13 protein-coding genes and 1 pseudogene are annotated in these 13974 nt (G+C 34.4%); 11 read left to right on the plus strand and 3 right to left on the minus strand.

What is annotated here, in order from left to right; genetic code table 11:
* Nucleotides 1–136 precede the first annotated feature (136 nt).
* The 10 genes from ilvB to ACIQ1E_RS11415 all read left to right on the plus strand — a co-directional run bounded on the left by ilvB (nucleotide 137) and on the right by ACIQ1E_RS11415 (nucleotide 9984).
* The gene (gene ilvB, locus ACIQ1E_RS11370; RefSeq protein ID WP_396171426.1) at nucleotides 137–1831 is read left to right on the plus strand and encodes a biosynthetic-type acetolactate synthase large subunit; all 1695 of its coding nucleotides are present in this window, start codon (nucleotides 137–139) and stop codon (nucleotides 1829–1831) included.
* A 105-nt stretch (nucleotides 1832–1936) separates the two neighbouring features.
* Complete coding sequence (ilvN, locus tag ACIQ1E_RS11375) at nucleotides 1937–2458, plus strand: acetolactate synthase small subunit (protein ID WP_396171427.1); 522 nt, start codon at nucleotides 1937–1939, stop codon at nucleotides 2456–2458.
* 52 nt (nucleotides 2459–2510) lie between these two features.
* Entirely contained in the window at nucleotides 2511–3983 is a 1473-nt protein-coding gene (gene ilvC / locus ACIQ1E_RS11380) for a ketol-acid reductoisomerase (protein WP_396171428.1), read from the plus strand.
* 368 nt (nucleotides 3984–4351) lie between these two features.
* Nucleotides 4352–5485 carry an NAD(P)/FAD-dependent oxidoreductase gene (locus tag ACIQ1E_RS11385; RefSeq protein ID WP_396171429.1) on the plus strand — a complete coding sequence of 378 codons (1134 nt, stop codon included), beginning with the start codon at nucleotides 4352–4354 and terminating at the stop codon, nucleotides 5483–5485.
* Entirely contained in the window at nucleotides 5486–6226 is a 741-nt protein-coding gene (locus ACIQ1E_RS11390; protein WP_396171430.1) for a methyltransferase domain-containing protein, read from the plus strand.
* Nucleotides 6227–6324: 98 nt separating this feature from the next.
* Complete coding sequence (locus ACIQ1E_RS11395) at nucleotides 6325–7377, plus strand: type III polyketide synthase (protein WP_396171431.1); 1053 nt, start codon at nucleotides 6325–6327, stop codon at nucleotides 7375–7377.
* Between the two features lie 33 nt (nucleotides 7378–7410).
* Complete coding sequence (locus ACIQ1E_RS11400; protein ID WP_396171432.1) at nucleotides 7411–7839, plus strand: 3-hydroxyacyl-ACP dehydratase FabZ family protein; 429 nt, start codon at nucleotides 7411–7413, stop codon at nucleotides 7837–7839.
* 71 nt (nucleotides 7840–7910) lie between these two features.
* On the plus strand, nucleotides 7911–9182 hold the full coding sequence (locus ACIQ1E_RS11405; RefSeq protein WP_396171433.1) for a beta-ketoacyl-[acyl-carrier-protein] synthase family protein: 1272 nt from the start codon (nucleotides 7911–7913) through the stop codon (nucleotides 9180–9182).
* Between the two features lie 2 nt (nucleotides 9183–9184).
* Nucleotides 9185–9439, plus strand: coding sequence for an acyl carrier protein (locus ACIQ1E_RS11410; protein WP_396171434.1), 255 nt, complete (start codon nucleotides 9185–9187; stop codon nucleotides 9437–9439).
* Entirely contained in the window at nucleotides 9436–9984 is a 549-nt protein-coding gene (locus tag ACIQ1E_RS11415) for a 4'-phosphopantetheinyl transferase superfamily protein (protein WP_396171435.1), read from the plus strand. Before ACIQ1E_RS11410 ends, ACIQ1E_RS11415 begins: the two co-directional genes overlap by 4 nt.
* Here ACIQ1E_RS11415 and ACIQ1E_RS11420 read toward each other — a convergent pair.
* Both ACIQ1E_RS11420 and ACIQ1E_RS11425 read right to left on the minus strand, forming a co-directional pair.
* Nucleotides 9930–10526, minus strand: a complete 597-nt coding sequence (locus tag ACIQ1E_RS11420) for a PolC-type DNA polymerase III (protein WP_396171436.1) — start codon at nucleotides 10524–10526, stop codon at nucleotides 9930–9932. The genes ACIQ1E_RS11415 and ACIQ1E_RS11420 overlap by 55 nt on opposite strands.
* Nucleotides 10527–10528: 2 nt before the next feature.
* Nucleotides 10529–12445 (minus strand): DUF294 nucleotidyltransferase-like domain-containing protein, encoded by a 1917-nt coding sequence (locus tag ACIQ1E_RS11425; RefSeq protein WP_396171437.1) that lies wholly within the window; start codon nucleotides 12443–12445, stop codon nucleotides 10529–10531.
* A 176-nt stretch (nucleotides 12446–12621) separates the two neighbouring features.
* On the opposite strand from ACIQ1E_RS11425, the gene ACIQ1E_RS11430 reads away from it, so the two are divergent.
* Entirely contained in the window at nucleotides 12622–13128 is a 507-nt protein-coding gene (locus ACIQ1E_RS11430) for a DUF2911 domain-containing protein (protein ID WP_396171438.1), read from the plus strand.
* 205 nt (nucleotides 13129–13333) lie between these two features.
* Here ACIQ1E_RS11430 and ACIQ1E_RS11435 read toward each other — a convergent pair.
* Nucleotides 13334–13855: pseudogene (locus ACIQ1E_RS11435) on the minus strand (NAD(P)/FAD-dependent oxidoreductase); the annotation flags it as partial.
* Between the last annotated feature and the right edge of the window lie 119 nt (nucleotides 13856–13974).

Consider the following 13974-nt stretch of genomic DNA (forward strand, 5'->3'; position numbering starts at 1 on the left):
TTAGATACAATAGAAGGTCAAATATGGGGACAATCTTCGATGTGTTAATGAAAAAGATGGTGAAATTTGAATAAATATCAATAAAATCAATAGATAACAAGGGTGCTCTAAGCGCCTATACCTAAAATAATAAATAATGGAAAATAATAAAATATCAGGCGCAGAAGCCGTTATAAGATGTTTACTAGAAGAAGGAGTGGACTTGGTTTACGGTTACCCAGGTGGTGCCATAATGCCTGTTTACGACGAATTATATAAATTTCAAGGTGAATTGCACCACGTATTAGTTAGACACGAACAAGGGGCAACACATGCAGCTCAAGGCTATGCCAGAGCAACAGGAAAAGTAGGAGTGGCCATTGCTACTTCAGGTCCAGGTGCAACCAATTTAGTTACAGGAATTGCCGATGCTCAAATCGATTCAACACCTATGGTTTGTATCACAGGACAAGTTGGGAAGCATTTACTAGGTTCTGATGCTTTTCAAGAAACAGACATTATTGGAATCTCGACTCCAGTGACAAAATGGAATTATCAAATAACTGAAGCTTCAGAAATCCCTGAAATAATGGCCAAAGCATTTTATATTGCTAGGTCAGGTCGTCCGGGACCGGTATTGATTGACATTACAAAAAATGCTCAATTTGATTTAATGGATTTTAATTATGCAAAATGTACATCCATTAGAAGCTATAATCCAAAACCGGTTTTAAACCTTGAAAAAGTGGCTGAAGCTGCTGCATTAATCAATAATGCCAAAAAACCGTATATCATTTTTGGTCAAGGGATTATTCTTGGACAAGCGGAAGCGGAATTAAAAGAATTAGTTGAAAAATCTGGAATACCAGCAGCTTGGACTATTTTGGGACTTTCAGCTATGCCTACAGACCATCCATTGAATGTGGGTATGCTTGGAATGCACGGAAATTATGGTCCAAACTTGTTAACCAACGAATGCGACGTATTAATCGCGCTCGGAATGCGTTTTGATGACCGTGTTACTGGAAATTTAGCTACTTATGCTAAACAAGCTAAAGTAATTCATTTCGAAATTGATCCTGCCGAAGTTGACAAGAACGTAAAAACTACAGTTGCGGTTTTGGCCGATGTTAAAGAATCATTGTGCGCCTTGATTCCGATGATTGAAAATAAAACACATGATGCTTGGCACAACAAATTCAAAGATAAATACAAAATAGAATGCAATGCTGTCATCAACGAAGAGTTGTCCCCTACGACAGGTGGAATTTCTATGGGTGAAACTATTGAAATGATCAACAAACACTCCAATGGAGACGCTATTATTGTACCAGATGTTGGTCAACACCAAATGTTCGCTTGCCGTTATGCCAAATTCAATTCATCAAAAAGTATGATAACTTCCGGTGGATTAGGAACGATGGGTTTTTCGTTGCCGGCAGCAATCGGTGCCAAAATGGGCAGACCTGATCGTGAAGTAGTTGCCATTATCGGTGACGGTGGTTTTCAAATGACCATTCAAGAGCTTGGAACTATTTTCCAAACCAAAGTAGCTGTCAAAATTGTGGTACTCAATAATGAATTTTTAGGAATGGTTCGTCAATGGCAAGAATTGTTTTTCGATAGCCGTTATGCTTCAACAGTAATGACTAATCCTAATTTTGTGGCTATTGCCGAAGGATATCATATAAAATCAAGAAAAGTCGTAAAAAGAGAAGATTTAGATGAAGCTGTAGCCGAAATGCTAGCATCAAAAGAATCGTATTTCCTTGAAGTTATGATCGAAAAAGAAAATAATGTATTTCCAATGATACCAACAGGAGCTTCGGTTTCGGAAATGAGATTATCATAAATAGTTTAAAGTTTAAGGTTTAAAATTGTTTACTAAAAACAGCAATAGTTTTATATGACAGTTTTAAACTTAAAACCACTTTAAACAACATTAAACAATAAATAAATGGAAAATAAAATATTCACCATTTCTGTATATTCAGAAAACAACGTTGGCTTATTGAATAGAATATCAGGAATATTCTTGAAGCGACACATCAATGTATTAAGTTTAAACGTATCCGAATCTGAAATTGAAAATGTTTCAAGATTTATCATCGTAGTAAAAACTACCGAGAAATGGGTGCAAAACATTGTTGGTCAAATCGATAAACAAATCGAAGTTATTAAAGCTTTTTATCACGTCGATGAAGAAACAATTTTTTTAGAAAGTGCGATCTTCAAAATTGAGTCCAGTTTGTTATTCGACGAAAGACAAATTCAAAACATTATCAAAGAAAGTCATTCTGAAATTGTCACTGTCTCTAGAGACTTTTTTGTGATTTCAAAATCAGGAAAGCGCGCTGAAATCAATGACTTGTACAACAAATTAAAACCATACGGAATTATGCAATTTGTTCGTTCAGGAAGAATTTCAGTTTCTAAAGAAAAAATGGAAGTAACTTCATTATTAGAAGAATTAAAATAAATTTAGTATCAAAATCAAAACATTAAATCATACAATTATTAAATAAAAAAAAATGGCAAATTATTTCAACTCATTACCACTTAGATTACAATTAGAACAATTAGGCGTTTGCGAATTTATGGATCAAACCGAATTTGCAGATGGAATAGAGGCACTTAAAGGTAAAAAAGTAGTCATTGTAGGTTGCGGAGCTCAAGGTTTAAACCAAGGTTTGAACATGAGAGATTCTGGTTTAGATATTTCATACACTCTGCGTGCTGAAGCGATTGCTCAAAAGAGAGCTTCGTTTATGAACGCTGCTGATAATGGTTTCAAAGTTGGAACTTATGAAGAGTTAATCCCAACAGCTGATTTGGTTTGTAACCTTACACCAGACAAGCAGCATACTGCAGTGGTAGGAGCAATCATGCCTTTGATGAAACAAGGAGCAACTTTAGCTTATTCTCACGGTTTCAATATTGTTGAAGAAGGAATGCAAATTCGTAAAGACATCACTGTTATTATGTGTGCTCCTAAATGTCCAGGATCTGAGGTTCGCGAAGAATACAAAAGAGGTTTTGGTGTGCCAACTCTAATCGCTGTTCACCCTGAAAATGATCCAAATGGAGTAGGTTTAGCACAAGCAAAAGCATACGCAGTGGCAACAGGTGGACACAGAGCAGGAGTATTACGTTCTTCATTTGTAGCTGAAGTAAAATCCGATTTGATGGGTGAGCAAACTATCCTTTGCGGATTGTTGCAAACTGGTTCTATTTTATGCTTCGATAAAATGGTTGCCGAAGGTGTTGACGCTGGATATGCTTCTAAATTAATCCAATACGGATGGGAAACTATTACTGAAGGATTGAAATATGGTGGAATCACCAATATGATGGATAGATTGTCTAATCCTGCTAAATTAGAAGCATTCAAAGTTTCAGAAGAATTAAAAGATATTATGCGTCCATTATTCCAAAAACATATGGATGATATCATTTCAGGTGAATTTTCTAAAACAATGATGGAAGACTGGGCTAATGATGATAAAAACCTTTTGACTTGGAGAGCTGCAACTGGAGCCACAAATTTTGAAAAAACACCAGCAGGTGATTTTGAAATCTCTGAGCAAGAATATTATGACAACGGAGTTTTGATGGTAGCTATGGTAAAAGCGGGTGTAGAACTAGCTTTCGAAGCAATGACTGATTCAGGAATTATTGAAGAATCAGCATACTACGAATCTTTACACGAAACACCATTAATTGCAAACACAATTGCAAGAAAGAAATTGTTTGAAATGAACCGTGTTATTTCTGATACTGCTGAGTACGGATGTTATTTATTCGATCACGCTTGTAAACCATTAATCGCTGAATATGTGAAAAATGCACCAAGCAATTTAGTAGGTCGCCCATTCAACAATGGAAATAACGGAGTTGATAACAAAGAATTAATTGAGGTAAACTCAATTATCAGAAATCACCCTGTTGAAGAAGTTGGTGCTTGGTTGAGAGAATCAATGACTGCAATGAAAAAAATCGTTTAATAAAAAAACGGTTTTAAAAAAGGGTAATATTTTCAATTAATCATACAAAAGCGAGATAGAAATTCTATTTCGCTTTTTTTTTGTTTAATATGAATTGCCAGGGCATTCGCTTTTGAAACTAAATGCAACTTTGTTTTTTATCAACAATTTAATTAGCACACAGATGACACGGATCATACTGATTCGCACGGGTTTCTTAAATTAATTTAGCAAAAAGAATGAGAATCTGTGGAAAATCCGTTCCATCTGTGTCATCTGTGTGCCATTATATACAACTTGAAAGATATTATTAATAACCAAAATCTTAAAAGCGCATGCCCTGATGAATTGCTCATACCTATGGATAAAAATTTACTACCTTAGCCAATATGAAAACAATTGTCGATGTAGCAGTAATAGGAGGAGGGCTTGCTGGCCTTACTAGTGCTATACATTTGTCAAAGTTTGGGTATAAAGTCATTTTGATTGAAAAAAATGAATTTCCAAAACATAAAGTGTGTGGAGAATATATCTCAAATGAAGTCTTGCCCTATTTCCAATGGTTGGGTTTGGAAATTTCCAGCTTGAATCCATCCAATATTTCTAAAATCGAATTTTCTACAGGTAGCGGAAAAACAATTTCTGGAGAATTACCCCTTGGTGGATTTGGAATCAGTCGTTATAATTTAGACCATTACCTGTCCCAAAAAGCCATTGAGTATGGTTGTAAAATCATTCAGGATACGGTCACCGATATTCAGTTTAACGCTGATAAGTTCTATATTTCCACCTTGAATAACTTACAAATCCAATCCAAAATTACTTTAGGAGCTTTCGGGAAACGGTCCAATTTAGATCAAAAGATGAATCGAAATTTTATTCAAAAGAAATCCCCCTGGTTGGCTGTAAAAGCACATTATTCAGGAGTTTTTCCAAATGATTTGGTAGGATTACACAACTTCAAAGGAGGCTATTGCGGAGTTTCAAAAGTAGAGAACGACGCTATAAACGTTTGTTATTTGGTGGATTATGACACTTTCAAAAAGTATAGAAATATCGACCATTTTCAAACCGAAGTGATGTATAAAAATCCACATTTGAAAAACATAATTGAAACAAGTGAAATGCTTTTTGATAAACCTTTAACGATTAGCCAAATCTCTTTCGAGAAAAAAAACAGCATCGAGAATCATATTTTGATGATTGGAGATACAGCAGGATTAATTCATCCTTTGTGCGGCAATGGAATGGCGATGGCGATTCACAGTGCCAAAATAGCTGCTGAATTATCTGTTATATTTTTAAATAAAAACATAAGTACTAGAAAACAATTGGAAGAAAAATACGCTCAAGAATGGGCCGCCAATTTCAGACATAGACTCCAAGTGGGACGGATTTTATCAAAAATTTTGCAACAAGAAAAATTGACGATATTTCTTATGCAATTTTTGATTATATTTCCATCATTATTACCCCAAATTATAAAGAAGACACACGGGAAACCAATTATTGTAAATAACTAAATGTTTATAAACACAAAATACAGATCCGATGAGTCCGAAATTATGGATGATTTTGCATTAGAAGGAGAAGTTTTGCGTGATGCTTTGGACAAAATTGCCAAAATCAACCAATTCTTAGGTGGAAACCATTTAACTTTACGTGGAGTACAGGATTTAATTCAAAACCATTCCAAAACAAATGAAATTACGATTGTTGATGTAGGCTGTGGCAATGGAGATATGTTAAGAACTTTAGCAGAATATGGTGCTAAAAATAATTTCAGTTTTAGTTTAATAGGAATTGATGCCAATGATTTTACAATAAAGTACGCGCAACAATTATCAAAAGAATACTCTAATATTAGTTTCGAATGTCAAGATATATTTGATGAAAATTTCGAACAGCTAAAGTATGATATTGTGTTGTGCACATTGACATTACATCATTTCAAGGAAGATGAAATTTTAAAGTTAATGGCGGTTTTTAATGCCAATTCAACCATTGGAATCGTTATTAATGATTTGCAAAGAAGTGCAGTTGCCTATCTATTATTCCAATTAGTTTGTTTTCTATTTAGATTGAATTCGATGTCGAGACAAGATGGTTTAACATCTATTTTGAGAGGTTTCAAAAAAGAAGAATTAATCGATTTTTCAAAAAAATTAAAGCTCAACAACTATAAAATCCAATGGAAATGGGCATTCCGCTACCAATGGATAATTGAGAAAGTTAGAAGTGGGAAGTTAGAAGTGGGAATTTAGAAGCTAGAAGAGGGGAGAAGGAGATATTGTCATTGATATTGCCATTAACATTGCTATTAGCATTGCCATTGACTTTGAATTAAATTTTTATCGTGAATATGAGTGTAAAAATAAAATGTGTTTCTAAACAATTGCCGAAATATTCGCGAACAACAGCCGAAATCATTCCTTTTCTAGATACTTGGCTTCTTGGCCAAGAACCTCGTTTTATAAAAAAGGTGAAAAAAATTTTCGAAGGGGCCGCTGTCGACAAACGCTATTCCATAATGGATCCGATTGAAGTTTTTACCAACACCTCCTTTGAGGAAAGAAATGATATTTATGTTCGTGAGGTCATCGATTTAGGAACCAAAGTATTGGAAAATGCTTTGCAAAAAGCCAATTGGCAACCGACGGATATAGATTATATCATCACCGTAAGCTGCACTGGGATTATGATTCCTTCGTTAGATGCTTATCTTATTAATAAATTGAATTTACGCCAAGACATTGTTAGACTTCCGGTGACTGAAATGGGTTGTGCTGCAGGAATTTCAGGGATTATTTACGCTAAAAACTTCCTAAAAGCCAATCCGGGGAAACGTGCCGCAGTAATTGCTGTCGAAAGTCCGACAGCAACCTTTCAATTGGATGATTTTTCGATGGCGAATATTGTTAGTGCCGCTATTTTTGGAGATGGAGCAGCTTGTGTTTTATTATCTTCGCACAGTGATGATACTGGACCTGAAATATTGGACGAAGAAATGTATCATTTTTATGAAGCAGAACATTTAATGGGTTTTAAACTGACCAATTCAGGCTTGCAAATGATCTTGGATATTGAAGTTCCAGAAACAATTGCTTCTCATTTCGCGGATATCATTCATCCTTTTTTAACTCATAATAATTTGAAAGTTGAAGATTTAGACCATTTAATTTTTCATCCCGGAGGAAAAAAAATTGTCCAAACGGTCGAAGGCTTGTTTACTGATTTAGGAAAAAATATCGAAGACACCAAAGAAGTACTGAGATTGTACGGAAATATGTCCAGTGCGACAGTACTGTATGTTTTAGAACGAATTATGGACACCCAAACAAAGAAAGGTGACATTGGTTTAATGTTGAGTTTTGGTCCTGGATTTTCAGCACAAAAAGTTTTACTAAAATTTTAGCCCCTTAACCCCCAAATGGGGAATAATAAAAAAATGACAAACCAAGAAATCATATCAAAATTGCCTTATTCCAACCCCTTTTTGTTTGTAGATGAATTGTTGGATATTAATGAGAATGGAGTTCGAGGCTGTTATACTTTCGATGAAAACTTGGAGTTTTACAAAGGCCATTTTAAAGACAATCCCATGACCCCCGGAGTAATTCTGACCGAGGTTATGGCACAAATAGGCTTAGTTTGCTTGGGTATTTATTTACTAAATGATACATTTAACGAAAACACATCAATTGCTTTAACATCAATAGATATCGAGTTTTTAAAACCTGTTTTTCCCAATGAAAAAGTAACTGTGATTTCAGAAAAAATGTATTTCAGGTTTGGTAAATTAAAATGCAAGGTTATAATGAAAAATGAAAAACAGGAAGTAGTTTGTAGTGGAATAATTGCAGGAATGATGGTCTAATTTGCTATTTGCATTGGCTTTAAATTGCCATTGCTATTGCCATTGATATTGTTATTGAATTTAAGATTTATATGAACAAACGTGTCGTCATAACTGGTCTAGGTGTTGTTGCTCCAAATGGAGTAGGATTGGACGCGTTTGTAAATGCGATAAAAAATGGTATTTCTGGAATTCAACACGATCCCGAATTGGAACGTTTGCAATTCTCTTGCCAAATTGCAGGAAAGCCAGAAATTTCAACCGAATTATCATTATACTATTTTACCGAATTGGAACTTCGAAATTTCAATTCATCTGGAATTTTATATGGTGTTATCGCCGGAATTGATGCTTGGAAAGATGCCGGTTTACCTATAGAAGTGCTCGGCCAACCTGATTGGGACAGTGGAACTATTTTTGGAACAGGAACTTCAGGTATTGAAAAATTCAGAGAGAGCATCTATAAAATTGACGATTTTCAAACTCGTAGATTAGGAAGTACTGCTGTTGCACAAACGATGAATAGCGGTGTCAGTGCATATTTAGGGGGTAAATTGGGATTAGGTAATCAAGTGACAACAAATTCATCTGCTTGCACAACAGGCACGGAAAGTATTTTGATGACATTTGAACGAATCAAATCGGGGCAAGCAAAACGAATTTTGGCAGGAAGTACTAGCGATTCTGGCCCCTATATTTGGGGTGGATTTGATGCGATGAAAGTCTGTACTTTTAAGCACAATGAAAATCCTACAGAGGGTTCAAGACCAATGTCGGCAACAGCTTCGGGTTTTGTTCCGGGTAGTGGAGCAGGAGCGATGGTTCTTGAAGATTTAGAAACGGCAATAGCTAGAGGAGCAAAAATATATGCGGAAGTACTTGGAGGCAATATTAACTCTGGCGGACAACGTGGCGAAGGGACAATGACCGCTCCAAATTCTGTTGCTGTGCAAAAATGTATTAAAAGTGCCGTGGAAAGCTCAGGGATTCATCCCAATGATATTGATGCCATAAACGGGCATTTGACCGCTACCGCTAAAGACAGTCTAGAAATTAAGAATTGGACTGAGGCTTTAGGTAGAAGTGGGGTCGATTTTCCTTACATTAATTCATTAAAATCAATGGTTGGACATTGTTTGTCGGGAGCAGGTAGTATCGAGAGCGTGGCTTCGATTTTGCAATTACATCAAGGATTTGTTTTCCCGAACATCAATTGCGATGATTTACATCCGGAAATAACTGAATTGGTTGATGCTTCACGTATTCCACAACAATTAATTGAAAAAGAATTAACTATAATTGCCAAAGCTAGTTTTGGTTTTGGAGATGTTAATGCTTGCGTAATTTTTAAAAAATACTTATAATTATGAATAGAGACGAAATAATCGAAAAATTAAAAACCATTATCAAACCGTATTCGCAGCATCAAGAAGCTTTTGACAATTTCTCGGAAAGCACTGATTTTATTAATGATTTAAAAATCAACTCTGCGAATTTAGTGGATGTGATTTTGGATATTGAAGAAGAATACGACATTGTTATCGACAATCAAGCAATGGAAAGAATGCTAGATGTAAAGTCCGCCTTGGATATTATCGAAAATAAACTGTTTGAGAAATGATCGGAAACGACGTAGTTGATTTAGCTTTAGCTGAAAAAGCAAGCAATTGGAAAAGGGAGGGGTTTTTGAACAAAATCTTCACTAAAAGTGAACAATTGCTAATTTCTAATGCAGAAAAGCCGTCAATAATGGTTTGGAATCTGTGGAGTAGGAAGGAGGCTGCTTATAAAATTTACAATCGAAAAACAAATAGTAGAGGCTATTTCCCGCTACTACTAGAATGTTCCGACTTGAAAAGTATTGATGGGACTGTTTTTGGGAAGGTGGTAATACAGAATCTAATTTATTATACAAAAACAGAAATCAATTCTCAATTCATACATACAGTTGCTGTAGAAAAAACAGATGATTTTGATGGAATTATAAATTTAAAAAACAGGACTAACATCCATAAAAAAAACGGAATTCCAAACTATTCTGAAACGGGAAATTCAGTTTCAAAACCAGTATCCATAAGCCATCATGGTAGATTTGAACAAATTATATCTTTTTATGACAAACCCAATCTGGATTTCAGTTTTAGAAAAAGTAATCCAATTTTATAAGCATCCTCCGAAGCAGAATTTCGATCGCTAACTGGAATTTTATAAATACTGCATAATTCATCTAAAGAGAACTGCTTGTTGTTTATATCTAGTAATTTACGATGCATCACGTCAATATCTAAAGCTTCATTTTTTAATCTACCACATCCCATTCGTTCGAGGGCAATATTAATCATTTCAACATCAAAATCGACATGATGTCCTACTAGTACCGAATTACCAATAAAATCAACAAAAGCCTGAATAGCATCAGGTTCTACCATTTTTCTCATTTTGGTTTCAATGGTAAACTCATTAGAGATTCCATTTTCGTGAAAGAATTTGTACTGGGCAATAACCGTTTCAAAACTATCGCCAATAACGATACTATTGTTGATTATTGAAAACATTCCGAATGATACAATAACATCTTTTTCTAAACTCAAACCTGTTGTTTCTGCTGATACGACAACGAAACGATTCGATTTCTTTTCAAATTTAGAAAGATATGTTTTCCAAAATTCAGGATATTCTTTATTGATATTTTTAATCCAGTCTAACATTTCTATGAAAATTGTGTAAGTTGAAATTTATCTTTAATTAAATCTTCCAATTCTTCCATCGGTTCGAGAGCTTTTTTTATAGTCTCTTTTTCAGCTTTGGTGAGTTCCATTAAGTTAATGTATTGACCAGAACTGTCATTTTTCAAACCTTCCATCGTCCTAAATTTTGATAAAGTGATAAAAGCTTTAGAACAATTGATATAAATCTCGGAATTTCTTGGGTCTAAAATAGCTAATTGTTTAAAACGCAAATAAGTACTTGTGATTCCGCGCATATTATGACTTAAGCTAAATAATCGAGCGCCGTCAATCAAAGGCATCAATGCACGAGTTTTTATGTCAAACTTATCTTTATTAGGCCCTTTTTCCTCAACATTAAATTTCTTGAAAAAGGTCAGCGGAGAATTTTTCCTTAAGGTATCATTTCCAAGGAAATCAAACAATAAAGTATTGTTTTTAATGTTGTTAAAAACAACATTCTCGATAGCTTCTTCAATTTTTTTCTCACCAACTACAATTTCAAAATCAAAGAAAATACTACTCAATTGATTGCTATTTTCACCTGGAGTATTCATCCAACTCTGATACTGATTCGTCCAGTCTGTGAGCGACTTACACCAAAGCATATTGCTTGCCATATGTCCGAAAGGACAATATTCATATCCCGCTTTTTCAAGAATTGCGGTAGCTCTTTTTCCTAATTTTAGGAAATAATCTTTTACATCTCTATATTTTTCTGCAGTTACATCTTCAAAAATCAACATACTATCTTGATCTGTGGTCAACAATTGCTCTCTACGACCTTGACTACCAATGCTTAGCCAAGCATAGCGAGCAGGAGGGGAGCCCAAATCCAAAATAGATAATTCGATAGCACGCTTAATTAGCGCTAAATTGATTTCACTCGCTAGAATATTTACTCGCGAAAGTGGAATATTTTTTTGAATTGCTTTTTGTATCAGTTCTGTCAAACGTTCTCTGATTGATTTTAAATCTTTAGGGGTTTGAGATCGTTTGATTTCTTTTATTAAAACACCAGGATTGCTAGCCTGAGCGACAATTAAATCGTGTTCAGAAATAACACCTTTCACAATAGATTTATCGGTGCCGTCTTGAGTAACACACAAATGCGTTACATTGTACTTTAGCATTAGTAATTGTGCCTCAGCCAAGGAAACATTCTCTACCACAGTAACAACCGGAGAAGACATAATTTTATCCAAAGTGGTGTTGATCGGAAAACGGCCAGTTGCAATTTTTGAACACATATCCGTATTGGTCACAATTCCAATTGGCATACTTTTTTCACAAACAATCACACTAGTAGAAAGTGTATTAGTCATTTGCTGAGCAGCTTCTTGGACCGTTGTAGTTTCACTTCCTGTGATCGGAGCAACATTATACGACAAGGATTGAAAGTATTGTATTTCAGATTGTTGATCAGAAAAATAGACATTATCGGAAACTAATTTTCCGCTTACGTTCTCTTTATCAGTTGGATTACTAGTATTACTTGCAAAACTATGCAGCAGGAAGTCTAAAACCTCAGAATTATTGGCAACAAAGGGGCGGAAAGTGGCAATAGGAATCGCATATATGATACTTTCTTCACGCGCTTTTGCGGTCATTTGATAATTGTTTTTGGCAAAAAAAGGGCGTAAACCAAAAATATCTCCTTCGTAACATTTATTAAGTAAAGTCTCTTCAGCATCGGCTATAACAGAAAGATTGACAACACCAGAAGCCACGACATAAAAACTATCGTGCAAAACATCGTTTATTTGGAACAATATTTTATGTTTTTCAAGATTAATTACTCGAATACTGGTAGCAATTTCAGATAATTCTTGAAAAGTTAAATTATCAAAAGGCGGAAATTTCTTGAGAAAATCTGCAATATGTTCAGCAATTGTGTTCATAGTAATGAAAATAGATGTGATGGTAAAAATATAAATTTATTTATTATAAAACAGTCATTAATTAAGCAAAACAGTTAAAATGTAAATTTCATAAATTTTTCTTAAATTAAACGCAAAAATTAATAAATATCAACAAGAAAATTTAATTTTATTCATTAATCTAAAACATCTTAATTATGAAATTACAAAAGAATATCAGTCTAATAGTCATTGCTTTATTTGTAACAATGTTGGCAAATGCTCAAAACAAACCGGCAAGCCCAGCAGCGGTTGCAACAGGATCGATTAATGGTGCTAACATTTCGATTAATTATAGTAGCCCATCGGTAAAAGGAAGAGTTATTTGGGGACAATTGGTACCGTTTAATAAAATGTGGAGAGCAGGCGCAAATGCTGCAACTACAATAGAAACCGATAAAGATATCAAAATTGAAGGTTCAAAATTGCCTGCAGGAAAATATTCGTTTTTTGTTATACCAAGTGAAAAAGATTGCGTGCTAATTTTTAATAAAGTTTCCAAAATGTCTGGAACTAGCAACTACGATGAAAAACAAGATCAATTGCGAGTTACTGTTAAACAACAACTATCTGATACCAATACAGAAAGCTTGGTTTATACTATCAAAAAGAATTCAATTGTTTTGAGTTGGGAAAAATGGAATATTCCTTTTTCAGTGAAATAAAGTATTTTATCACTTTCAAATTAAGCATCAGCAAGAACTATTGTTGGTGCTTATTTATTTTATAGCTATATGGAGAGTAGGTTCGAATAGAAAACAATATTTAACCAAAACATCAATACCTTGAATTGTTAAAAAAACCTATTTTACATAATATAAATTATAATTCAAATATATCATTTTAATTTCTATTGAAAAGAGATACAATCTAGACATCCTTCTTTGATTTTTTATCCGGTCTGATAATCATACGCAAAGATTGATCTTTACTAAAATAAGCTATCATCCAATTATAAAAAGTTTTGATTCTATTTCGATAAGAAATCAAGGACATCAAATGCACGAACAACCAAATTAACCAAGCAAAAAAACCATTGAAGTGCAATTTGGGATTGGGTAAATCTACAACTGCTTTGTTTTTTCCAATAATTGCCATCGAACCTTTGTCATTGTATTTAAAAGGTTTTAGCATCTTGTTGTTAAGTATTGACTTGAAGTTATCTGCTAAATTTATACCTTGCTGAATAGCTACTTGAGCAACTTGCGGATGACCTTCAGGAAAATTCACATCAGTTAGTTGAATACAAGTATCTCCAATGGCATAAATATTTTCTGTAGTCGTAATTTTATTGTAAGCATCGGTCATCATTCGCTTGCCACGACCAAAACTTTCTGTTGGAATTCCTTCAAATACCTTGGCTGTAACTCCAGCGGCCCAAATTAAATTTTTAGGTATAGGCGTTTAGGCCGCCCAAAAACGAAAATAGTATTACCTTTGTCAAATGAGTACAAGGGAGAAATTTATAGGTGTGAATTCAATAACATTTAACAAGCGATTTAAGGAAGATG

The organism is Flavobacterium sp. (genome assembly GCF_044348915.1).
In the GTDB taxonomy this organism is placed as follows: Bacteria; Bacteroidota; Bacteroidia; order Flavobacteriales; family Flavobacteriaceae; genus Flavobacterium.